This window comes from Bacillus sp. FSL M7-0307 (assembly GCF_038627835.1).
In the GTDB taxonomy this organism is placed as follows: domain Bacteria; phylum Bacillota; class Bacilli; order Bacillales; family Bacillaceae; genus Bacillus; species Bacillus altitudinis.
In genome coordinates, this window is record NZ_CP152023.1 from 2,880,747 (window position 1) to 2,902,867 (window position 22,121).

Annotated in this window: 24 protein-coding genes and 1 pseudogene; 8 read left to right on the forward strand and 17 right to left on the reverse strand. The window is 39.6% G+C overall.

The window, feature by feature from the left end; all coding sequences use genetic code 11:
- Positions 1 to 51 precede the first annotated feature (51 nt).
- From essB to MHI41_RS14855, 3 genes are all read right to left on the reverse strand, one after another.
- Positions 52 to 1,365, reverse strand: a complete 1,314-nt coding sequence (essB, locus tag MHI41_RS14845; protein WP_045034547.1) for a type VII secretion protein EssB — start codon at positions 1,363 to 1,365, stop codon at positions 52 to 54.
- A 14-nt stretch (positions 1,366 to 1,379) separates the two neighbouring features.
- Entirely contained in the window at positions 1,380 to 1,619 is a 240-nt protein-coding gene (locus MHI41_RS14850) for an EsaB/YukD family protein (RefSeq protein WP_008345897.1), read from the reverse strand.
- 95 nt (positions 1,620 to 1,714) lie between these two features.
- On the reverse strand, positions 1,715 to 2,008 hold the full coding sequence (locus tag MHI41_RS14855) for a WXG100 family type VII secretion target (protein WP_003213769.1): 294 nt from the start codon (positions 2,006 to 2,008) through the stop codon (positions 1,715 to 1,717).
- Positions 2,009 to 2,415: 407 nt separating this feature from the next.
- Here MHI41_RS14855 and MHI41_RS14860 point away from each other — a divergent pair, with 407 nt between their 5' ends.
- From MHI41_RS14860 to MHI41_RS14870, 3 genes are all read left to right on the forward strand, one after another.
- Entirely contained in the window at positions 2,416 to 3,645 is a 1,230-nt protein-coding gene (locus tag MHI41_RS14860) for a PucR family transcriptional regulator (protein ID WP_046526545.1), read from the forward strand.
- Positions 3,646 to 3,755: 110 nt separating this feature from the next.
- Positions 3,756 to 4,892, forward strand: a complete 1,137-nt coding sequence (ald, locus tag MHI41_RS14865) for an alanine dehydrogenase (protein WP_342494275.1) — start codon at positions 3,756 to 3,758, stop codon at positions 4,890 to 4,892.
- Between the two features lie 116 nt (positions 4,893 to 5,008).
- Positions 5,009 to 5,605: a biotin transporter BioY gene (locus MHI41_RS14870; protein ID WP_046526544.1), complete on the forward strand. Its 597-nt coding sequence runs from the start codon at positions 5,009 to 5,011 to the stop codon at positions 5,603 to 5,605.
- A gap of 47 nt (positions 5,606 to 5,652) precedes the next feature.
- On the opposite strand, the gene MHI41_RS14875 is transcribed toward MHI41_RS14870, so the two are convergent.
- The 3 genes from MHI41_RS14875 to MHI41_RS14885 form a co-directional block, all read right to left on the reverse strand.
- A complete protein-coding gene (locus MHI41_RS14875; RefSeq protein ID WP_008345907.1) occupies positions 5,653 to 6,981 on the reverse strand; it encodes a Na+/H+ antiporter family protein in 1,329 nt (442 codons plus the stop codon).
- A 336-nt stretch (positions 6,982 to 7,317) separates the two neighbouring features.
- On the reverse strand, positions 7,318 to 8,808 hold the full coding sequence (locus MHI41_RS14880; RefSeq protein ID WP_342494276.1) for a leucyl aminopeptidase: 1,491 nt from the start codon (positions 8,806 to 8,808) through the stop codon (positions 7,318 to 7,320).
- 56 nt (positions 8,809 to 8,864) lie between these two features.
- Positions 8,865 to 9,056 (reverse strand): hypothetical protein, encoded by a 192-nt coding sequence (locus MHI41_RS14885; protein ID WP_265154717.1) that lies wholly within the window; start codon positions 9,054 to 9,056, stop codon positions 8,865 to 8,867.
- Positions 9,057 to 9,134: 78 nt separating this feature from the next.
- Here MHI41_RS14885 and MHI41_RS14890 point away from each other — a divergent pair, with 78 nt between their 5' ends.
- On the forward strand, positions 9,135 to 9,611 hold the full coding sequence (locus MHI41_RS14890) for a divergent PAP2 family protein (protein WP_024719744.1): 477 nt from the start codon (positions 9,135 to 9,137) through the stop codon (positions 9,609 to 9,611).
- A 40-nt stretch (positions 9,612 to 9,651) separates the two neighbouring features.
- Here MHI41_RS14890 and MHI41_RS14895 read toward each other — a convergent pair whose 3' ends face one another.
- The 4 genes from MHI41_RS14895 to MHI41_RS14910 form a co-directional block, all read right to left on the reverse strand.
- Positions 9,652 to 10,296, reverse strand: a complete 645-nt coding sequence (locus MHI41_RS14895) for a 3D domain-containing protein (RefSeq protein ID WP_110487410.1) — start codon at positions 10,294 to 10,296, stop codon at positions 9,652 to 9,654.
- 99 nt (positions 10,297 to 10,395) lie between these two features.
- Positions 10,396 to 10,716: a YuiB family protein gene (locus tag MHI41_RS14900; protein ID WP_003212933.1), complete on the reverse strand. Its 321-nt coding sequence runs from the start codon at positions 10,714 to 10,716 to the stop codon at positions 10,396 to 10,398.
- An 81-nt stretch (positions 10,717 to 10,797) separates the two neighbouring features.
- A complete protein-coding gene (locus MHI41_RS14905; protein WP_008346797.1) occupies positions 10,798 to 10,923 on the reverse strand; it encodes a YuiA family protein in 126 nt (41 codons plus the stop codon).
- A gap of 135 nt (positions 10,924 to 11,058) precedes the next feature.
- Positions 11,059 to 12,276, reverse strand: a complete 1,218-nt coding sequence (locus MHI41_RS14910; protein ID WP_162149727.1) for an NAD(P)/FAD-dependent oxidoreductase — start codon at positions 12,274 to 12,276, stop codon at positions 11,059 to 11,061.
- Between the two features lie 389 nt (positions 12,277 to 12,665).
- On the opposite strand from MHI41_RS14910, the gene yumC reads away from it, so the two are divergent.
- Entirely contained in the window at positions 12,666 to 13,664 is a 999-nt protein-coding gene (yumC, locus tag MHI41_RS14915; RefSeq protein ID WP_008346801.1) for a ferredoxin--NADP reductase 2, read from the forward strand.
- A gap of 46 nt (positions 13,665 to 13,710) precedes the next feature.
- On the opposite strand, the gene MHI41_RS14920 is transcribed toward yumC, so the two are convergent.
- Complete coding sequence (locus tag MHI41_RS14920; RefSeq protein WP_008346803.1) at positions 13,711 to 13,917, reverse strand: hypothetical protein; 207 nt, start codon at positions 13,915 to 13,917, stop codon at positions 13,711 to 13,713.
- A 202-nt stretch (positions 13,918 to 14,119) separates the two neighbouring features.
- Between MHI41_RS14920 and MHI41_RS14925 the strand changes: the two genes are divergently transcribed.
- Positions 14,120 to 14,536 carry a hypothetical protein gene (locus MHI41_RS14925; protein WP_342494277.1) on the forward strand — a complete coding sequence of 139 codons (417 nt, stop codon included), beginning with the start codon at positions 14,120 to 14,122 and terminating at the stop codon, positions 14,534 to 14,536.
- 243 nt (positions 14,537 to 14,779) lie between these two features.
- Here the strand turns inward: MHI41_RS14925 and MHI41_RS14930 are convergent, their stop codons facing one another.
- The 4 genes from MHI41_RS14930 to MHI41_RS14945 all read right to left on the reverse strand — a co-directional run bounded on the left by MHI41_RS14930 (position 14,780) and on the right by MHI41_RS14945 (position 19,501).
- Positions 14,780 to 17,401, reverse strand: coding sequence for a DEAD/DEAH box helicase family protein (locus tag MHI41_RS14930; RefSeq protein ID WP_342494278.1), 2,622 nt, complete (start codon positions 17,399 to 17,401; stop codon positions 14,780 to 14,782).
- Positions 17,402 to 17,703: 302 nt separating this feature from the next.
- Positions 17,704 to 18,066, reverse strand: a complete 363-nt coding sequence (gene erpA, locus MHI41_RS14935; protein WP_008357254.1) for an iron-sulfur cluster insertion protein ErpA — start codon at positions 18,064 to 18,066, stop codon at positions 17,704 to 17,706.
- Positions 18,067 to 18,139: 73 nt separating this feature from the next.
- Positions 18,140 to 18,994 carry a diaminopimelate epimerase gene (gene dapF / locus MHI41_RS14940; RefSeq protein ID WP_057079129.1) on the reverse strand — a complete coding sequence of 285 codons (855 nt, stop codon included), beginning with the start codon at positions 18,992 to 18,994 and terminating at the stop codon, positions 18,140 to 18,142.
- A gap of 270 nt (positions 18,995 to 19,264) precedes the next feature.
- Entirely contained in the window at positions 19,265 to 19,501 is a 237-nt protein-coding gene (locus MHI41_RS14945) for a YuzB family protein (protein WP_008346813.1), read from the reverse strand.
- A 255-nt stretch (positions 19,502 to 19,756) separates the two neighbouring features.
- Here MHI41_RS14945 and MHI41_RS14950 point away from each other — a divergent pair, with 255 nt between their 5' ends.
- Positions 19,757 to 20,824 carry an NAD(P)/FAD-dependent oxidoreductase gene (locus MHI41_RS14950; protein WP_057079128.1) on the forward strand — a complete coding sequence of 356 codons (1,068 nt, stop codon included), beginning with the start codon at positions 19,757 to 19,759 and terminating at the stop codon, positions 20,822 to 20,824.
- 48 nt (positions 20,825 to 20,872) lie between these two features.
- Here MHI41_RS14950 and MHI41_RS14955 read toward each other — a convergent pair whose 3' ends face one another.
- Positions 20,873 to 21,103: a hypothetical protein gene (locus tag MHI41_RS14955; RefSeq protein WP_017367979.1), complete on the reverse strand. Its 231-nt coding sequence runs from the start codon at positions 21,101 to 21,103 to the stop codon at positions 20,873 to 20,875.
- Between the two features lie 100 nt (positions 21,104 to 21,203).
- On the reverse strand, positions 21,204 to 21,533 hold the full coding sequence (locus tag MHI41_RS14960) for a YuzD family protein (protein ID WP_008346819.1): 330 nt from the start codon (positions 21,531 to 21,533) through the stop codon (positions 21,204 to 21,206).
- A 121-nt stretch (positions 21,534 to 21,654) separates the two neighbouring features.
- Here MHI41_RS14960 and MHI41_RS14965 point away from each other — a divergent pair.
- Positions 21,655 to 21,954, forward strand: a pseudogene (locus MHI41_RS14965) (NifU family protein).
- Positions 21,955 to 22,121: the final 167 nt, after the last annotated feature.

Below are 22,121 nucleotides of genomic sequence, written 5' to 3' on the forward strand. Positions count from 1 at the left end.
ACGCTCCACCTCCTCATCGGACAGCACCAACTGTCAGTTGTATCGAAAGAATTATTTTTTCTCATCTTTTTTCGTCTGAGAGGTTTTCTTTTTTGCATCAGATTCTTTCTCTTTTTTCTCCTGATCTGCTTTTGACTGCTCTTTTTGTTCAGCTGTTTCATCTGTTTGGCTTGCATCTGAGGAGTCATTGGTGCTCGTCTCCGTTGTTTCTTTTTCTTCATACTTCGCCATTTCCTTAATGATTGGATCTAGCTGTTTTTGTTTTTCTTCAGCAGATAGGCTGTCGTCATTTTGAATTTCATTGCGGTAGGCGACGAGCGCTGTGAATATGTATCGGTCGTCCCCGAGCACCCTTGCAATATCCAGAGCTTCCTTGCTATTGCCTTGTCCAATATGAATCCAGAACAGGAAGTATTGCGGGTCTGTCTGCAATGTGTACGTATCCGTGATTTCTTTTTTGTGCTGGTCAAGCAATAGATTTCCTTGATTCGTTTGCACATACGAAATGGCCAGTTCATATTGAAGAGAGACTGGCATTTGATCGGCTTTGTATTTTTCGAGCGTATCCACCACTTGGCTGTACTGTTTGTTGAGATAATATTTGTTCGCTTCCACATACGCTTCTTGTTTCGGCATGGCGAAAAAGAACGTGTAAATGGTATACACCAATGCAGGAATCAAAAGAACAAGGAGACCAAGTCCAATGTATCGTTCAATCTTCCATTTCTTTTTTGGAATGGTTAAGAGCGTCTTTTCTTTTGCTTCGATGGCTTCTATTTTTTGTTGAATTAAAGCAGACAATTCTTCCAGTGACTGTGTATCACTTATTTCCTTTGCCTGCTCAGATAATTTCAATGTATCATGATAAGCCAAATATTCTTGAAACTGATATTCATGGTCCACCACTCGAAGAATGACTGCTTTGACCTCTTTTAACAAACGATGTTGGTCGGTTTCATATGGCGGGATGCTTTCTTTAACCCCGTAATGCAAAAATGCAGGCGCTAAGCCTTGATGAAAAACAATGTTTTCAGGAGAAACAATAGGATGCAGCCGCTTCACGTCGTGTTTGCACACTGCATCGACAAGCTGGTATGAAAAAATCCATTTGCTTTTTTCATCCTTTGCATGGATGAAACGAAATTCCTGATAGGCAGGAGGCGGTTGAATCGAAATGATGACCTCACCTTCGGTTAATTGGATCTCTTTTTTAAATGAAGGATTGATGTCTTTAATCGGTGCCGCTTCTAAACCGTCTAAGAGTTTAATTGTCTCTCTTTGAAAAATGAAGGTGTAAGTGCCTTCCTCTTTTTTCATGACTGCTTCTAATTGTTCTTCTAAATAGGAACTCTTTTTATCTGCCATTTACAAAAGTCCTTTCATAGTATTTCCAGCCTGTCTCCTGTGGTGATTCCACAGTCTGACAGCTTATATTCGCCTGAAAACACAGCTTTCTTATTGACTACACGCACCCATCCGCCATCTCGTTTAGGTAGTGAGATTTGTTTTGCCTGCCAGGCGATATGGATGACTTGTTTAATATGTAAATAATTTGATAGTCTCAAATCAAACACACTGCCATCATAGTTTTTTAAGTCGATGGTAATATCGATATACACAAATTTCCACCTCACAAAATAGAAAGAGCGCCGGCATCAACTGACAGACTCGGCGCTTTTTCTGCTTTTCACACTTAGAAAGGAAATCCCTTTGATTAGCCGCGGATTTGGCTAGCGATGTCTTGGTCAGTGCTTTCAAGTGTATTTGCAGTTTGATCAAGCTGATTGCTGACATCTGTTAATAGATCAGACATTTTGATGAATGAAGGTTTAAGCTGTTCGTATTGATCAGCGAATGCTTCACTAGAAGCACCTTCCCACATTCCTTTTAGGTCAGAGATCATTCTATTTAGACGATCAACTTGGTTTAACACTTCTTGACTTTCAACACCATATTGCTTAGCGGTCGCTCTTAGTTCTTCTGGGGTTACGCGAATAATTCCTGACATATTCCTCATTACCTCCCGTGCATAGCCGCCATATAATGGGCTAATCCACTTATTTTTTGACGTTATTATTATAAAAACAGAAATGATACACAGTCAAACAAATCTGTTTTTATTTTACAAAATGAGTCTATGGAATTACTGTTTTTTCGCTCTTTATCTAGTATTTAACATTTTTTTGGTCATATATTCTTAATAAAAGGGCGTGCACTTCGATGAATCTTTCCGCCTATTGATTTTTTACTACATTATTATTGTACTATTTCTTTTTGTGATCAACGCATGACCAATGTGCTCATTTCTCAAGCTTTTTGTTTTTTTAATGATTATGGCATTTTCTTGTTGATTTACGTACCTGATTCTCTTCATAATGTAAGTACGTGAAATATTCGAAAAAGCAGGGGTTTTTTATGACAAAAAAGACAGATCCATTTAAGTATAGCCTTGATCGTTTAGAGGATGTGGCAGACCAAATTAGTGATGTGCTCAATTGCCCTATTACTATAGAAGATACTCATCATCGATTATTAGCCTATAGCACACATAATGATTTCACTGATCCCGCCAGAACTTCAACCATTATCTCCCGCCGTGTACCGGAAAAAGTCATTAATCGGCTTTGGAAAGACGGTATCATTCCTACACTCCTTAAAACAGATGAACCGCTTCGCGTACCTCAAATTGCAGAAGTCGGTCTATCCAGCAGGGTTGCCATTTCCATATGGAAAGACAAAGAGGTGCTCGGCTTTATCTGGGCGATTGAATCCACGCAGCCTTTTTCAGATGAAGAAATGGACCTTCTCAAGATGGCAGCACATGCCGTGAAAAACAAATTACTCAATTTACAAATTCGAAAAACGAAAACAGAAGAACGCAATCAGGAGCTATTTTGGAAGATGCTCACAGGACATATTCATGAAAAGGATGAGATGCTTGATCTCTTCTTGAGGCTTGGGATGAGATGTCCAGACACGTATGCCATTATTATCTTTCGCCTTCGTGATGAACTCACAGAAGATACGGAAAAGAAGCTCTCCTATCTGCTTGAAACAACGCAGCAAGTGCAGGTGCTTTTAACAACTGTTGATTTTAACGAATTCATTATTCTTGTCTCGCCAAAAACAGAACATCCGCTTCAAGATATTAAACAATTCACAAGCGGCATGCTAAAGCAGCTGTCTGATCGGTATCAGATCCATCACGTTCAGGCGGCCATTGGTGGAATTTACGATCACATTACTCATATTCAGCCATCTTATAAAGAAGCACTGGCAGTCTTAAAAACAAAAGAACGCTTTCCTGTGGAAACAGAACAATTAAACAGCTTTTCTGAACTGGGTATTTATCAATACTTAGATGTGCTTGCTGAAAAACGAAAGGGATCGTCTTATTCCAGTTACTCTTTATCAAAGCTTGAGGATTACGATCTCAGGCATCATTCCAACCTTGTCGAGACCCTTGAACGATTTATTGATTGTGACAGCAACGCCAATATCGCCGCAAAGCAGTTAAATATTCATATCAACACACTGAATTACAGACTGAAGCGGATTACGGACATTGCAGAAATTGATTTAAAAAACATGAATGAGAAAATGACCATTTATCTTGATATGAAGCTAAAAAACGTCCCTTTGTGAAATTTCACAAAGAGGCGTTTTTTAATTTTTTCATTCAACCGAAGAATTTTCTAAACTTTCAGGATAAACTAGACATACAATATCAATAGATAAGCATAGGAGGAATTGATATGATCATCGGCATTCCGAAAGAGATTAAGAACAATGAAAACCGGGTCGCATTAACACCAGGAGCAGCATCTCAATTGCTTTCAGCTGGACACCAGATTTTAATTGAAACGAACGCTGGTTTTGGAAGCGGATTCACTGATGACGATTATGTATCTGTTGGTGCAGAGATTCTTGATCAAGCGAAAGATGTGTGGGCATCTTCTGATATGATTATGAAGGTAAAAGAACCATTACCAGAAGAATATTCATATTTCAGAGAAGGTCTGATCTTATTTACGTACCTGCATCTTGCAGCAGAGCCCTCCTTGGCTGAAGCATTAAAACAAAAAGGTGTGACAGCCATTGCTTATGAAACGGTAACGGACGGAAAATCACTCCCTCTATTAACGCCAATGTCTGAAGTTGCAGGTAGAATGGCTGCTCAAATTGGTGCTCAATTTTTAGAAAAGCCAAAAGGCGGAAAAGGCATTCTGCTCGCAGGCGTGCCAGGAGTATCGAGAGGGAAAGTCACCATTATTGGCGGCGGTGTCGTTGGAACAAATGCAGCGAAAATGGCGATCGGACTTGGCGCAGATGTCACCCTTATTGATGTAAATGCGGAACGATTACGTCAGCTGGACGATCAGTTTGGTCATCAAATGAAAACGTTAATGTCTAATCCTGTTAACATTGCAGATTCAGTGAGCGAGGCAGACCTGCTCATTTGTGCAGTTCTCATCCCAGGTGCCAAAGCTCCAACCCTTGTCACAGAAGAAATGGTGAAACAAATGAAGCCTGGTTCTGTCATTGTCGATGTAGCCATTGACCAAGGCGGGATTGTGGAAACAATCGATCATATCACAACACATGATCAGCCTACTTATGAAAAGCACGGCATTTTACATTATGCTGTTGCCAATATGCCAGGAGCGGTTCCGAGAACATCGACTGTTGCTTTAACAAACGTCACGGTCCCATATGCACTGCAGATTGCAAATAAAGGCGCTGCAAAAGCGATCAAAGAAAACAAGGCGATTGCTGAAGGCGTCAATGTGATAAACGGACATATCACCTATGAAGCTGTCGCTCGTGATCTCGGCTATGATTATGTGCCTGTTAGTAAAGCCCTTGAAACCTCTTCCATGACCGAAGCTTAATATCCAGCCCGCCCTTTTCAGGGGCGGGTTTTATTGTTAACCTAAAATAAAAATAAGTTGACAAAAGAACCTCTTCCCCTTAATCTATTTGTACAGATAAGACAGGGGGAAATATCATGCAAAAGAAGACAAGAACAGCTGACTTTGTGCTCGTCGGGATGTTTGCTGCACTCATGGCTATCGGAGCCAATATCACATCCATTGTGCCATTTTTACAGGTCGGCGGAATCCCACTTACGATGCAGCCGTTTTTTTGTGTGCTTGCTGGTCTTTTGCTGGGCAGACGACTTGGCGCATTGGCCATGATTGTCTATGCTCTTGTTGGGATCGCTGGTGCACCTGTATTCGCACAGTTCTCGGCGGGTCTCGGCGTTATTTTAGGAAAAAGCGGTGGCTTTGTGTTATCATACATTCCTGCTGCATGGCTTGCCGGATTCATTCTTGAAAAAAGACAAAACCCTGGTTTTGTCCGCTTTTTATTTGCAGCCATTGCAGGAACGACCGTGATGTATGTGATTGGGACAACTTATACGTACATCGCATTAAATGTATGGCTAAACGCACCAATCTCTTATCAAACCACATGGTTCTTCATGATTTGGTTTATGGTAAAAGACTATGCGCTGACCATCCTCCTTGCGATGCTAGCACCTAAAATTTATCGATCAGTTTCAAAAGCCACATCCTTTCGAAAAGAACAAACAGCTTCCTAATATCAGAAAAGGTTCCTTTACTCTAAGAGTAAGGAACCTTTTTTCATTTATAGCATAATTGCCGCAAGCCAGCCGAACAAGACGAGCGGGATATTATAAAAGGCGAATGTTGGGACACATGTACCCCAAATGTGGTGATGCTGTCCATCCATATTCAGTCCAGATGTTGGTCCGAGTGTACTGTCGCTTGCAGGTGAACCTGCATCTCCTACAGCCGCAGCTGAACCAATAATCGCAATAGTCGCCATTGGGCTGAACCCTAAGTGTAAACAAAGCGGTACAAAGATCGTCGTAATAATCGGAATCGTTGCAAATGATGAGCCAATGCCCATTGTCACTAGCAGACCCACCAGTAGCATTAAAATGGCCGCTAAGCTTTGGCTGTTTCCGATAAATTGAGAAGATGCCTTGACGAGAGATTCAATATCTCCTGTTTTCGTTAAAACATTGGCAAATCCAGCTGCAACAAGCATGACAAATCCGATAAATGCCATCATGTTCATGCCAGATGTAATCAGCGCATCTGCTTCATCGCGTTTCATCATTCCCGTTACAAACAAGACAAGCAAGCCTGCAAGCGCACCGAAGATCATCCCTTCGACTCCAAGACTTTGAGAGAGATATAACTGAACAATAAGTGATACAAGGATCGCAAGTCCAGCAAAGAATAAGCTCTTTTTTGTATATGCTGATTTTTCTACATCCGTAATGTCACGATTTTCATATGTTTTTGGCTTACGATATACAAAGAGTGAAACGATTAAGCCAAGAACCATGCCGCCTACAGGAATCAGCATCGCATACGGAATGTCTGCTAAATTCACTGTTAAACCTGCATCTTTCATGTTGTCACGAAGCATTCCATGAAAAATCTGTCCAAAACCGACCGGAAGTAAAATATATGGTGCAGTAAGTCCGAAAGTCATCACACATGCTAGCAGTCTGCGGTCAATTTGAAGCTCGTTAAACACCTTTAATAATGGCGGGATTAAGACCGGAATAAAGGCAATATGAACAGGAACAACGTTTTGAGAAAAACAAGATACGATCAAAATGACCAGAATAATGAGCACTTTTGATAATGTTTTTCTTCTTGAATCGCCTTCTTTTCCAAGAAGCTTCACAGCTCCTTCGACCATGGCATCAGGAAGACCCGTTTTTGTCAGTGCGGCTGCGAATGCACCTAATAGTGCGTAACTAATCGCCACTGTCGCATTTCCGCCAAGACCGTCAGTGAACGCTTGAACTGTTCCCCCTAGACCTAATCCACCTGCAAGTCCGCCCGCTAAAGCGCCAAGTGCCAGCGCAATCACGACATTGACCCGCAGCAAGCTTAATATCAACATTAAAACAACCGCTAAAACAACTGCATTCATGGTGAAACCTCCGAAATCCTTTAGTTTACTAATGTAGTAGATAATTAAAGTACCAACGTATGGTACCATAGAATATTTACTTCGTCAAATGGCGTATGTCCTACATAAAAAGCTCTGCCAGTTGGCAGAGCTCAGATTGTTGACAAAGGGCTAAAATGAATTTTATTTTAGCCCTTTGTCTTCTTTTCAGCGTGATAGAAAACCTTTGCAGTCTAGGAAGGACGAGCATCGGCGCGGAGCGAATTTGACATTCGTGAGCACCGAAGCGCAGGACTGACACCGAATGCGAGGGTTTGTCTACACGCTGAGCTCTGCCAGTTGGCAGAGCTTCCGTCGTTATTTCTTCGATTCAAATCGTTCCACAAATGTCGCTAATGATCTAACCATCACACCTGTTGCTCCTGTTGGACCAAAGCATGAAGGTTTTTCTGTCGTGGCTGTTCCTGCAATATCTAAGTGAACCCAAGGGGTGTCTTCAGCGAATTCCCCAATGAATGCACCTGCCATGATCGCATGACCATCACGACCTGGTGAGTTATTCAGATCAGCCATTTTGCTGTTTCTTACTCGTTTTTTATCTTTTTCGGTGATTGGCAGCTGCCAAATCATTTCCCCGCATTCTTCTGATGCCTCTTTAAACTGGGCATACAGTTCATCGTTATTGGTCATCACGCCTGTTGTTTCATTCCCAAGTGCCACAATGACACCGCCTGTTAATGTCGCAACATCCACAAGCACAGAGGCGCCATGCTGCTTCGCATAGGTCACACCATCTGCTAAAACAAGACGACCTTCTGCATCCGTGTTAAGCACTTCGATTGTTTTGCCGCTTAGTGAGACAATGACGTCATCTGGCTTCATCGCATCTGCTGAGACCATATTATCTGTTGAGGCGATGACCGCAATGACATTCTGCTCTGGACGAAGTTCACCGATGATTTCCATTGCGCCTAAAACAGAGGCTGAACCGCCCATATCTGTTTTCATCCCCACCATACTTGCTCTTGGCTTTAAGGAATACCCACCTGTATCATACGTAATGCCTTTACCGACAAGGCCGATGACGTCTGTCCATTCTTCCTTGCCTTGATATTTCAATACAATCAGCTTCGGTGGTTCTGTTGAGCCTCTATTAACGGCTAGAATAGCGCCCATTCCGAGCTCTTCCATTTGTTCTTTATCTAAAATTTCAATCTCGAATTCATATTTATAAGCAAGCTCTGCCGCATAGGATGCAAGATCAGAGGACGTGAGCATGTTCGGCGGCATATTCACAAGTGTACGAGCCGAATTGACCGATTGTCCGTAGACTTCGCCCACTTTCAAACTTGCCTGAATTTCGGCAGCATCATGATCCGTTGTTGCATAAACAAATTCGATAAAGCGATCCGGTTCATTTGTTTTATGTTTAAAATCTTGTAATTCATATGTAGCTAAAAGGCAGCTTTCAGAAAGGGCATGGGCTGCATCTTGAACAGGCAGATCCTTTCCTGTGAATGTATCAAGCAAAACCGAAACTGCTTGCTTTTTATCTTGATGAAGCTTTTTAAATAAATGAGCAAACACTTCCTTTGCCTCTTCAAACGTGTAATCTGACTCCTTCCCAAGCCCGACAAAATAAATGCGTTTAATGCCGGTTTCAGGGGATGGGAAAAATTTCGAAAGCTGATTTCGCTTGGACGAAATATCGCCTTCTTTTAATAATTCAGTGATTCTTCCTCCATGTAACTCATCCATTTCTTTTGCTTTTCCTGATAATTGGCTCTTTTGAAAAAGTCCGATGGCCAGTGTATCTTTATGTTGCAACTCATTTGTCGAGAAAAACATATTTATCACACGCTCCTTCAATGAACTCCATATTTCACATTGGAACTTCTATTATATCAAAATTTATCTGCTGATACGATCATTGCCAGCCTGTCTTCCCTTGAAGAACATTTATATTTTGGCACGCGGAAGGGCATCATGAAAAAGCGGCAGCGATCCATAGCAGCCTGTCCATGGTCTCCTCGTTCCACATCTACTTTCTTTAATGTTATAATGAACATGGACTTGGCAACAGTTCTTACTGCCATCATTTTTTTATCTTACTAGGGTAAATACTTTATCATTTTGCACGTTATTTTTTCTTAAAGAGAGGATGTTTCTTGTTCATGAGCGTACTGACGAATTTTCCGCTGCTTGCCAGCCTTGCAGCCATCTTTTTTGCACAATTTGTAAAAGTACCGATTCAATTTATCATTTCTAGACGACTAGATTGGTCGCTCATTACAAGCACAGGCGGAATGCCAAGTTCACACTCCGCAGCAGTAACAGCACTCTCAACAGCAGTTGCTTTAGAGCACGGGCTAGGAACATCTATTTTTGCCATTTCCGCCATCTTTGCCATTATTACGATGTTTGATGCGACAGGTGTTCGCAGACAGGCGGGAGAACAGGCAACTGTCCTGAACAAACTGGTCACAGATTTTAACCGGTTTGTTGCCGAGGCAAAGAACTTCCCAAGTGCGGAAGAAAAAGAGAAGCAAAAGAAATTGAAAGAGCTTCTTGGGCATAAGCCGATTGAAGTCTTCTTCGGCGGCTTAACAGGAATCTTGCTCACACTCATCTTAGATTATTACTTCATGTAGAAACGAAAAAGCTTTGGACCTTTTGAGATCCAAAGCTTTTTTATTCTTTATTGGCTTGAAACTGCTGCCGGAACACTTGCATCGATTCTGCTTCATTCAACTGATTTAAGTCTTTTTCTGTCAGCGTTCCTTCACCCTTTTTAATCACATAAACGTCCAGCACTTTTTTACCCCATTCTCTATACACATCATCAACCGTTTCATAATATAAATCAAGCTTATGACCTTTAATCGCTTTCCCAGTATCTGCGACTACACCATAGCCATAATTGGGGATAAACAGGACAGTTCCTATCGGAAAGACAGATGGGTCCGCTGCCACGGTTGAATATAAATCACGTTTTACTTTGACGCCTGAATATGTAATGCCATATGCATGATGTTCTTTCGTCTTACCTGTTGATTCTACACCTGCTGTATAACCTGTGGCGACAACTTTTTGCTTCGGATAATCGTTCCAATTAAATGCTTCTTCGAGAGAAACAGCACGCAAATCGTCACTTTTCACCGCCATCGTCTGCCTTTTTGGATACTTTAAAAAAGAAGATACGTGCTTACCGGCATCGGTCTCTTTCACCCATGCAGCTAAATCACTTGGTTCTACGCCAGATATGCCCGTAAAGCTTGTCATCAAGGCAAGCATAAACAGAACTGTCATGAACAATCGTTTCATCCATGTTTTCATTTCTATTTGTCACTCCTCTACCCATCTATTTGTTTCCAAACAAAATGGAAACTATGCAAAGGAGAAACAAAAAAAACCACTTGCGTGTAGACAAGTGAGTTAAAACATTTGATAGCCTCTTTTACGAAGAGCATTGATGACAAAACCTGAGGCAATGGCACCAATTAGACCACTTAATAAAATAATGATATCTGCCGCAGCAAGAGAAACGATGCGGTCTCCTATCCCGGAAAAAGCAATACCTGGTTCTCTTACATAAGCGATCATCTTTTGATTATTGATAATGAAAAGGCATACAATTGGATATAAAATTGCCATAATCCATGACATTCTCAGCAGCATATTCAGCAAAAAGCCAATGCCGAAGAATAACACGAAAAATAAAATAACTGAAATGATAACGACTGGTAAACTGATCACTTCATCTCCACCCCCAAATATCCCATCATTAGTTTAACTTGGAAATAGAGATGAAGTCAATCAATGGAAAAAGCCGTAAGATTAATGCTTCTTTCCTGTCCCTTTACATTCCTCACATGTTTCTGATCCGCCGAGCAATAACTGAAAATATCCTTTTCCTGAACAATACTGACAAGTTGACTTTTTTTCTTTCGTTTGTGCATTCATATTGCTCACTCCTTAATCTAAATTTTCTGATAATTCATCATAACATATTTTTCTGTCCAGTACCAAGTGAGAAAATATTCCGTCAAACATTAAAAAACGTGTACCACATGGATACACGTTTTTGTCTATATCGGTTTAGAAGAACTTGAATTTTCCTTTTTTCAGAACAAGTCCTGGTCCGCCAACCATGAATAATGAACGGTTGTCGATGATTTTTTTCATAGCAGAAGCTTTTGTTCCTTGAAGTTTTTTACCAAACGCAACACCTACAGCGTCGTGTTCACCAAGAGAAGCAACTGTTCCTTTGATGTCTGGCTTAAAGCTTTCAAGCGTGCCACCTTTTACTAGTGCTGCAAGGTTTTTCGCTACTGTTTCACCTTGCTGCATCGCAATTTGTGCAGTAGGTGGGTATGGACGATTAATTTCTTCATTGATGATTAATGAGCAGTCACCGATGATGAATACATCTTCATTTTCTGGTACACGAAGATCTGGAGACACTTTTACGCGGCCGCGCATGTTTTCAAATCCAGCTTCTTCAACGATTGGGTTACCACGTACACCAGCAGCCCAAACAACTGTTTCTGCTTTGATTTCTTCTGTATCATCGTCTTTTCCAACAATGATGCCTTCAGGCGTACATTCTTTGATCGCTGTACCGATTTTGAACTCAACACCTTTACCTTGAAGGTAGTTCATCGCATAGTCGATCAATTCAGGATCGAATCCTGGAAGAGCTGTTGGTGCAGCTTCTACACAGATAATACGCACGTCTTTTTGATCAATATCATACTCTTTGCAAAGCTCAGGTACACGGTTTCCAAGCTCACCAAGGAACTCAATACCTGTGAAGCCTGCACCGCCGACAACGATTGTCAGACGCTCTGGACGCTTTTCAGCATCTGTATTATAAGTCGCAAATTGAAGCTCAATATGCTCACGAAGCTGACGAGCAGAGTTGATGTTAGAGATTGAGAATGCATATTCTTTCAGTCCTGCAATACCAAATGTTTCAGGAACAGCACCAAGCGCAACAACAAGGTAGTCATAAGAAAGTTCGCCATCTGATGTCACAACTTTCTTCTCTTCCTTATTAATGCTTTCAACTGTTGCTTGTACAAAGTTGACACGGGAACTGTTAATCACATCTTTGATTTGATAACGACAACGGTCATGATGAAGAGTACCTGCACTTGCTTCATGTAACCATGTTGTTTCGTAATGATAATTGTGCTTGTTCACAAGAGTAATGTCCGCATCATTTGTGCCAAGCTGTTTTGTTAATCTTGTTACAGTCATTAATCCGCCATAACCTGCACCTAATACAACGATTTTCGGTTTATTCACTGGAATCACATCCACCTTTTTTAAATTTGCTGTAAAACGGATAAAGAATTACATATCGTTATTCTCAACCGCTTTGCGGCATTTTATGAAATTTAAACAAAAAATAAGTATGTGAAAATCTGAACTTTCACCTACAAAAAACGAAAGCATTTGACCGTATCCGACAAAAATTCATAAAAAATTAATATTTAGTTCCCTTAACAATAATAGCGAGTTCTGCTCCTTTTTTCAAGGCTTTAAACTGAAAATCCTTAGGATAAACGGTCTTTCTCTCTTTTTTCCCCTTTTCACAGCATCAGCATCAAAAAACGACAAGTTTTTCAAAACAAGTCAAACGACGATATGTGGTATGATATGATATAGTGATAACAATTTTCATTTGGGAGGATTAAGGAATGCAAGAAGATTCTAAGGTATATGACATTACCGTTATCGGGGGCGGCCCAGTCGGATTGTTTACTGCGTTTTACGGAGGCATGAGACAGGCAAGTGTGAAAATCATTGAGAGCCTTCCTCAGCTCGGCGGTCAACTATCCGCTCTTTACCCTGAAAAATACATTTATGATGTGGCTGGTTTCCCAAAAATCCGCGCACAAGAATTAGTTGATAATTTAAAGGAACAAATGGATAAATTTGATCAAACCATTTGCTTAGAGCAAGCTGTGGAAACGGTTGAAAAACAAGCAGACGGTATTTTCAAACTCGTTACGAATCAAGAGGTTCATTATTCAAAAACAATCATCATTACAGCTGGTAACGGTGCATTCCAACCGAGAAAGCTTGAGCTAGATGCAGCAGAATCATTTGAAGGAAGCAACCTGCATTACTTCATCAATGACCTGAACCAATTCGCTGGCAGACGTGTTGCTGTTCTTGGCGGTGGAGACTCTGCGGTTGACTGGGCACTGATGCTTGAGCCAATCGCAAAAGAAGTGTCGATTATTCACCGTCGTGATAAATTCCGTGCACATGAGCACAGTGTAGAAAACTTGCACAACTCGAAAGTCAATGTGCTGACACCATTTGTGCCAACTGAGCTCATTGGTGAAGAACGCATTGAACAAATTGTACTTGAAGAAGTGAAAGGCGATAAAAAACAAGTACTAGATGTGGACGATGTGATCGTCAACTTCGGTTTTGTTTCCTCCCTTGGACCAATCAAACAATGGGGCCTTGAAATCGAAAAGAACTCTATCGTGGTCAAATCCACGATGGAAACAAACATCGAAGGCTTCTATGCGGCAGGAGACATCTGTACGTATGAAGGAAAAGTCAAATTAATCGCAAGCGGATTTGGTGAAGCACCAACTGCTGTGAACAACGCGAAAGCCTACATGGACCCGAAAGCCCGTGTACAGCCGCTCCATTCCACAAGCTTATTTGAAAATAAATAAGAACGGATCAAAAAAAGGAGTTCCATCTGCGGAACTCCTTTTTTGTTTATTTAAAAATCCCAATATAGGCATTCGCCATTCCAAGTACCATTGCAGCAAGTAACACCACAACAATTCCTGCCACAACCAAAATTACCCGATCCTTCACACGTTCCTTTTTCGGAAGCGGCTTGTCTATCCCGCAAGACGGACATGTTTTTGAACGATACGGAATCAGTTCATGACAGTTCCTGCAATTGATTTGTTCACTCAAACCTCAGCAACCTCTTTTCTGATGACAGTATATGTTTGGTTCTCATGATACTCTTTTCGAGGGGAAATAGCCAGTTGTGAGGACAAGCTGTAACAAAATTGAGCGATTTACAAATTGTTTAAGAAGGAATGGAATGAATGAAGGTTTGATTGGTTCAACCGATATAAGAAGTAGAAGATTGTCATGAAGGATAGGTGGAAAGATGATAAAGCGTTTCATGATTAGTTTGAGCTTGTTACTGATGATTGGCGGCTCAGTAGAAGTGTTCGCAAAAGATTATAACAAACATTATGCTCAATTCGCTGCCGGATCGAATATGGATGTTGATCAGCTAGAACCTTTTTTAACACATGTGTCCACTTCGATTTTAGATGCTGGTTTGAGTGATCAAGAAATCAAACAGATACTCACCAACGTTCAAAAAATGAATAAAAACAACGAAACGAAAAGAATGGGCACTTTTAAAGTGATGTATCTTGGAGAACCAGCCAATATGAAAATTGAGGTTGAAGTTCATGTGGAAGATGGCAATAAAGAAGTGGTGATCTATTTGTTTAGCACCGAAGAGTTGGTAGATGTCTTGGATAAAGAACTATTGAAAATAGAGGAAGCAATATAGAAAGAGACACTGAATGAGTAGTGTCTTTTTTTGTCACCTTTCCTCTTCAAAAACAAAAAGCCTCCGCGATCGTGTTGTTTACAAGAAAAAAGAACAAGGAGGCTTTTATCCATGATCAGTTGCTAATATAACACCGGGCGACAAAAACAGACAGGTAATGTATTAAACACACTTCATTAAACTCAATCAATTAAAAATACTTTAGAAAGCACCATGCAAACCTTCGATGTTAAATATAGTAGTTTAATTTTGGTTAGTACCTACTGTCTTACTTATGTTTGAAAGTCGTTCAGTACGAATAAAAACTAAGAAATCATTTGGTGTGGCTTGTGCTTCTCTAAGAATGTCTGCTGCTTCTATTCTCCATAATAAGTCACCTTGCTCAGAAAAACTTCTTCTTAATTTTCTCACACCATCAATTGCTCTAATAGCCCAATTGACAAAATCCATTCTATTTACATACCATACGTCTTGCCCATGAATAGCAGCTGGCTCTTCAATCAATTTTGATGAGGTAATCATAATGGTCTCAATTAATGCGTCTCTTCTTAATGTTTCTAACTTTTCTATAATCCAATTTTTATGAGTAGCAGCCTGTTTTACATGTTTAACTGGTATAGGTTTAGTTTCCGACTCATATATTTTATCCTCGGAAACAATACATAATTTATCATTAATTATCCACCATGGATCAGGATCTGCAACACCTTCTGAATTTTGAGAAATATAACCTAGAAGCGTTCCTAATTCTTGATGACCACGTTCAAATTCATTACCATCATTACTATTTAGATTTTCTAGTATTTGTTTAACTTTCCTTTCAAATTTCCTATTATTTCTTATACCATCATTAATAATTTGAGATTCTATTCTTTCTATTATTTCAAATAAACCATCCTCAGATTGATTATCATTTGACTTCTCTTGGTTGGATAATAACTTATTAAACCAATTAATGGATTTAGATGAATTTGAAGCCTCTTTAAAGTATTTTTTTGATACTTCTAAATATCTGTCTTTTCCACTTTTATATATTTGAAAAGCAACAAAACCAGCAGCATAATTCCAAAACCCCTTATATCCCTTTAGAGCACTTCCATCTAATTGTGGTAAAATTAAATCAATGTGTTTCAGCGCTTCATCATAATCCTCCTTCCATAACGCATATTGATATTCGACTTCATGTTTTACTGTATTCTTCAATCTTTCAAAATTTTCTCTTTCATTTTTTTCGTATCCCTCTTCAATATATTTATCTCTTAAACCAATGATAGATTTCTCTGCTTCCTCCCAGTCCTCTCCCCGCTCAAAGAATAGTTTTAAAAGATCTATTAATCCTTCAATACTTTCATGGTTGGTAGATTGTTCATACCCAAACTCTATTTCTGCTCGCAACTCAGGTTGATAATTCATAACTTTTTTAGGGGAAATTAACGAACTTTCCAATTCGTTACCGAATACACATACTGCTGCAAAATCAACATCTGACCTGGTACAACGACCGATGGCTTGTACTACCCGTGTTCTAACTCTCTCATTAAACAATACAGATGCAGCCATTCTTTTTGTAAAAAACTTCTCTTGTAGATGTGTAGCACTAGGAAGATCACCAAGCACTAACATATGGCATTTATCCCCATCCATATCAATACCATCATATCTATTAGCCAGTATCGCAATGCCATCATTTGAGTTTATAAAATCTTCTTTACTTTTTTCAATATCCTTACTTAAAAAAACTTCCGCATCTGTATTCTCTTCAAATAATTTTTTTAACCTTTTTACTGCCTTATCATCCTGAACAAGATGAAGAGACCTGTTAACTATCTCATTAATCTTTAATAGTACTTCATCATTTTTAGAGGAATTAAAGGATGAGTTTGGAAATACAAAAAAACGTCTGCCTATACTTTTTTTATCCCAGTCCGCCACCATGGGGAGTCTATGGATATTTTTCACCCCTGTAATCCGTTCCAATTCACCACTTTCTCCTAGAGTAGCAGACATATAAATTCTCTGCCTAGCACTTGTAAAAGGCAAATGGGTCTGAGTTGGAGGTATATATGGGCGAATTAATATTCCTTGCCAACTTATGAACATATTACAAGCATGTAAATGATTCTTAATGTTTGCCCAAGAATACCTTAATTTTGTTTGTTCAACAAAGGCATCAATAATTGGATAAATTTCTTTAATTTTTTCATAAAATTTGATATTAGGTAGTTTATCAAACCAAGCTTCATCTTCTGCCATCGGGCTATCATTGGTCATACGGTTAAATTGAGTTATATCTAGTTCTCCCCGTATACACTCTACGATTGAGGAATATAACTCAAAATTATCAAATCGAGATATTTCTAAAGACCAATTGCTAGCTATATAATTTTCTGAACTATGAGCATCGTCAAAAATAAGTATATCAGCATCGGAAAAAAACGAATTTGTATTAAAAAGGCTACTATAATTTGTAACTGCAATTGCTTCTGCGCTATTATATGCTGATTTTGCATCAGCAGGGTAATCAATAATTTTACCAGTAAATCCATTTACTTTTATTCCGTAAACATTTTTCGCCTTTTCAACAACTTGATGTACTAATTGATTATTAGGACATAAATAAACAACTTTCTCTTTATTTTTTCTTCTTCTATACTCACCAATTAATAAACCGATTAAAGTCTTACCACTTCCAGTTGGCAGTTCAAATGCTACATCTCTTTTTTCAAATGCTTGTTTCATATATATATCTATCATCTTCGATTGATAATCTAAAGTTCCTTTAATGGTTCTTTTTTTATAATCTTTATACATTTCTTGCGGTGAATCAAAGTTAGTATTATCAGTCTGTCTAATTCTAAATTTCAATTTAATCACCCCTTACAATTTTTAACTCAATATTCATAATTGTACCATTTTATTGATATATTACAATTTCAACTAAGGATTGAATTTATTTTACTTATGGAATATTTGAATTACAGAACTTAACTATTTAGTTTTATTTAAAAACACAAAAAAACCTTCTTAATTAGTCATGTTTTCCAACATTAACTATTAAGAAGGCATATGATTACATTCTAAATTTAATAATGAACATTATCCAGTTTCATATTGCTTAGATCACATTTTCAAAAAGCATACAAATTATGGACCTGAATCTAAGCATCTTAACACTCTTCCGGCGTACCGGTATTCGTGGCTGTTCTGAACGAAGAACCGCATCCGCATGACGCAATCGCGTTCGGATTGTCAATCGTAAAACCGCCGCCCATTAGTGATTGTTTGAAATCAATGATGGTGCCGTTCATGATGTCAAGGCTTTCGGAGTCGACAAGAACCTTGATGCCGTGCTGTTCGAACTGCGTGTCTTTTTCTGAGACTTCATGGTCAAAGCCCATCCCGTATGAAAGACCGCTGCAGCCGCCGCCTTTTACGCCCACTCGCAGGAACGCATTTTCTTCTTCATGTTCTTTCATCATATCTTTAATCTGCAATGCAGCAGCTTCTGTAATCGTTACTGGTGTACTCACGATCATCCCTCCTTTTGACTGGATGTTTCTTTTCAATTATAAACGTGATGTTGCCTTTTCTCAAATAAATGGTTTAGAGATAGAATGTGCCGTCACAAATCGTTTCAGCAGGTCCTGTCATCAGCACATGGTCATTGTCTTTCCAGCGAATGATGAGGTCTCCGCCAGCTAGATGAACGGTCATATCCGTTTCTTTTTTCGCATGTCCATTCACAATCGTTGATACAGCCGCAGCACATGCTCCTGTTCCGCACGCTTGCGTAATCCCTGATCCTCTTTCCCACACGCGAAAATGCAGTTCCGTTTCACTGACACGTTCCACAAATTCTACATTGACGCCTTCTGGAAACATGTCATGCTTTTCAATGATTGGCCCAAGCGAATCGAGCGGCGCCTGTTCAATGTCTTCTAAATAGAAAACGATATGGGGATTCCCCATTGAAACGGCTGTTCCATTTAAGGTCGTCGTGCCAAAATCAAGCGGTTCATTAATCGTTGTACTGGCCGGTTCACCAAGCATTGGCATCGCTTCTTTTTCAAAACGAGGTTTCCCCATATCTACTGTTACTAAATGAACGTGACCATCCTGCACATGAACGGTCGCTTCAACGAGTCCTGACAATGTCTCAATCTGGAACGTTGTGTCCGTTACGATTTGATGCTCATACACATATTTTGCAACACAACGCAGACCGTTACCGCAGTTTTTCCCCTCTGATCCATCATTGTTGAAAATGCGCATCTTCACAGGCGCAACATCTGATGGGCAAATGAGGATCATTCCGTCTGAACCGATACCTGTATAAACAGAAGAAACGCGGATCGCTATCTCTGACAGCTGCTCTTCTGGAAGCTGTTCCTTCATCTGATTGACATATATATAATTGTTTCCTAGTCCGTGCATTTTTGTGAATTGAAATGATGTCATGAGCGTCCTCCAAAAATGTTGTTTCTTTATAGTATAAAAGGAGTCGATTCAGGAGACAATCTTATCATCCCCCGTTTTTCATACATAGAAGCTCTTTGCTGCCATGGCAAAGGGCTTTTATTATGCATATGCCTCTTTTTCTCTCGTGTGATGCTTCATTTTGATGATATTTTATTAGCATAACATATTGGATGCGCTTTCTACATTTTCTCCTGAAAAATGGAAACTGAATATATGAAAAAAATGCACCTCATGACCCATGTGGTGCATTTAAAACATGTCGTTTTCCTCTATAAAAGCATAAATACGCTCGACTAGCTGCTCTGCATTTTCTCCTGAAACAAATTCTCCATTCACAAGCGCAAATGGGGAGTCCATACATTTGCCGCAGTAGCTTAAACAGCCGTATTCCATTACATCTAAGTTTGGGTCTTTTTCAAGTTTCTCTTTTGCTTCTTGAGACCCTTGTGCAAGATTACTTACACAAAATTCGATCAGTGGAAACACTGTGCTTCACCTCACATTTGCCTTACTATCCTACCGAAATTCCTTCTATTAGTCAAAACATGAGCTTCAATAAATCGTTACGCCTATTCCCCGTAAAATGTTTTACTATTTAGGACTAAGTAATGAATATGTAGGTTATTTTGAAACAATTATTGTGGTTTCACAGTAAATTCGATATAATTTTATTTGGTATTTTAACTTAAAGTTTTTTAGTATAAGTGTTTTTCAATGTCTAGGGGGAAAAGGAGAATCGTCATGAAAAATTTAGTCTTGATCGGCGGAGGTTACGGGAATATGCGGGTTCTCCACCGCTTATTGCCAAATCAATTACCTGATGATGTTACTATCACATTAATTGATCGAAATCCTTACCACTGTTTAAAAACAGAATATTATGCACTTGCTGCTGGAACGATCTCTGATCATCACATTCGAGTATCTTTTCCAGAGCATCCAAAGCTGGATATTCAATACGGGGAAGTAGAAAAAATTGATATTGAAAACAAACAGATCTTATTTAGCGACCGTGAACCTATTCCATATGATGATACGGTAATCGGACTCGGCTGTGAGGACAAGTATCACAATGTCCCTGGGGCGAAAGAACATACATACAGCATTCAAACCATTGATCAGTCAAGACACGCGTATAACAAATTAAACAATTTGAGCGCAGGTGCAACAGTTGGCATTGTCGGTGCTGGACTTAGCGGGGTAGAGCTAGCCAGTGAACTGCGTGAAAGCCGCTCTGATTTAAACATCATTCTTTTTGACCGCGGAGAACTGATTCTTTCCAGTTTCCCAAAAAGATTAAGTTTATATGTACAAAAATGGTTTGAAGAAAACGATGTAAAGATCATTAACTGCGCCAATATTACAAAGGTTGAAGAAGGAGTTGTGTACAACCATGACGATGCAATTGAAGCAGATGTCATCGTGTGGACAGCAGGAATTCAGCCAAGTAAAGTCGTGCGAGATATGGATGTTGAAAAAGATGCACAAGGCCGTGTCGTCTTAACTCCTCATCACAATCTCCCTGGAGATGAGCATGTCTATGTCGTAGGTGACTGCGCAAGCTTGCCGCATGCACCAAGTGCACAGCTTGCCGAGGCACAGGCAGAGCAAATTGTGCAATCTCTACAGAAACGCTGGAAAAACGAGCCGCTTCCTGAGGCTTACCCGCAGTTTAAGTTAAAAGGCGTACTCGGCTCTTTAGGGAAAAAAGCCGGCTTTGGCCTAGTGGCGGATCGTCCACTTGTTGGTCGTGTTCCAAGACTCTTAAAATCTGGACTTCTTTGGATGTACAAGCATCACAATGGATAAAATGATGTGAATTTTTTCTCAAAGCTCCTTCTAATGAAGGAGCTTTTATTATGAAACGGCATGTACCGATGGATGGTTCACTTTGATAGGAGCAAGCGCAAGGATGCAGTCTTTACGAAACGTTCTGATCGTCTTCTTCGATAAACAATACGCTTGTATGAACTGTTCAGTTTGACGATGTACAATGATTTTTCGTTTCGAGCACTCTCCATTTTTCTTCATATAAATCATATCAATCGGTATTTGTTGATGAAGAGATTGTTTTAGTAAATAATTCATGATGCTCACGCTCCTTTCATCTCATTATAACCGAACAAACGTTCTAAATCAACCTAAAAAGGAACGTTTGTTCTGTTTATTTTCCTAAAAAAAGAACAGCTCATTCACTGCTCTCTTCGTACCCGTATTTCTCCATTTCTTGATAAATATCTTTTAATTTCGGATTGCCCTCTCCTACAATTTGATCCTCAACAAGGACAAGCGGATAAAAGAATTCATCATCAAGAATTCGTTCAGATAATTCTTTTTGGCGTTCGTTTTCAGGTGGGTGCTCAATATCGATATATGTGATGCGAAACGGCTGATTTGGATATTTTCGTTTTAATGCTGCATCTAACCACTCAAATGTATCTTTTGAAGAAGGCAGATTCACGCAGCTAGCGCACAGGACATCTCTTCCATATACATAAAGATCAACGGTTTTGTTCATTTGACAAGCCCCCTATTCTTTCTTTATTTTAGCTGAATTTTCTGTATGAAAAAAGTCAAAATCACTTTTTGTTTCAAGATGAGATTGTGCTATAATGAGAAGGAAACTTTGAAACCAATCAATAGATTTTTATCGTCCAGATGAATATAATGGTGATATGTTGTGAAAGGAGCGATTATATCTAATGACTGAAGTCGAAATGAAAGACCAAGTACAGGAAGTACTGGACAAACTTCGTCCATTTCTATTACGTGATGGTGGAGACTGTGAGCTTGTAGACATTGAAGATGGCATTGTGAAATTACGCCTTCTTGGTGCATGCGGCAGCTGCCCAAGTTCAACCATTACATTGAAAGCCGGTATTGAGCGCGCATTATTAGAAGAAGTACCTGGCGTTGTAGAAGTTGAACAGGTTTTCTAATTCATATATGACATGAAAACGACCCTTAACGGGTCGTTTTTTAATTGTTGACAAAGGGCTAATTTTAGCCCTTTGTCTTGTTTTCAGCGTGATAGAAAACCTTTGTGGTCTAGTAAGGACGAGAACGCAGGACTGACACCGAATGCGAGGGTTTGTCTACACGCTGA

Coding starts and splice junctions, on each gene's coding strand:
- MHI41_RS14905 (WP_008346797.1), bottom strand. CDS start 10,923: ATGAATGCACAAACGAAAGAAAAAAAGTCAACTTGTCAGTATTGTTCA.
- MHI41_RS14860 (WP_046526545.1), top strand. CDS start 2,416: ATGACAAAAAAGACAGATCCATTTAAGTATAGCCTTGATCGTTTAGAG.
- MHI41_RS14890 (WP_024719744.1), top strand. CDS start 9,135: ATGAGCGTACTGACGAATTTTCCGCTGCTTGCCAGCCTTGCAGCCATC.
- MHI41_RS14955 (WP_017367979.1), bottom strand. CDS start 21,103: ATGAATTATTTACTAAAACAATCTCTTCATCAACAAATACCGATTGAT.
- MHI41_RS14855 (WP_003213769.1), bottom strand. CDS start 2,008: ATGTCAGGAATTATTCGCGTAACCCCAGAAGAACTAAGAGCGACCGCT.
- MHI41_RS14960 (WP_008346819.1), bottom strand. CDS start 21,533: ATGAACAAAACCGTTGATCTTTATGTATATGGAAGAGATGTCCTGTGC.
- MHI41_RS14870 (WP_046526544.1), top strand. CDS start 5,009: ATGCAAAAGAAGACAAGAACAGCTGACTTTGTGCTCGTCGGGATGTTT.
- MHI41_RS14925 (WP_342494277.1), top strand. CDS start 14,120: ATGATAAAGCGTTTCATGATTAGTTTGAGCTTGTTACTGATGATTGGC.
- essB (WP_045034547.1), bottom strand. CDS start 1,365: ATGGCAGATAAAAAGAGTTCCTATTTAGAAGAACAATTAGAAGCAGTC.
- ald (WP_342494275.1), top strand. CDS start 3,756: ATGATCATCGGCATTCCGAAAGAGATTAAGAACAATGAAAACCGGGTC.
- MHI41_RS14895 (WP_110487410.1), bottom strand. CDS start 10,296: ATGAAAACATGGATGAAACGATTGTTCATGACAGTTCTGTTTATGCTT.
- yumC (WP_008346801.1), top strand. CDS start 12,666: ATGCAAGAAGATTCTAAGGTATATGACATTACCGTTATCGGGGGCGGC.
- MHI41_RS14880 (WP_342494276.1), bottom strand. CDS start 8,808: ATGTTTTTCTCGACAAATGAGTTGCAACATAAAGATACACTGGCCATC.
- MHI41_RS14885 (WP_265154717.1), bottom strand. CDS start 9,056: ATGGCAGTAAGAACTGTTGCCAAGTCCATGTTCATTATAACATTAAAG.
- dapF (WP_057079129.1), bottom strand. CDS start 18,994: ATGACATCATTTCAATTCACAAAAATGCACGGACTAGGAAACAATTAT.
- MHI41_RS14950 (WP_057079128.1), top strand. CDS start 19,757: ATGAAAAATTTAGTCTTGATCGGCGGAGGTTACGGGAATATGCGGGTT.
- MHI41_RS14875 (WP_008345907.1), bottom strand. CDS start 6,981: ATGAATGCAGTTGTTTTAGCGGTTGTTTTAATGTTGATATTAAGCTTG.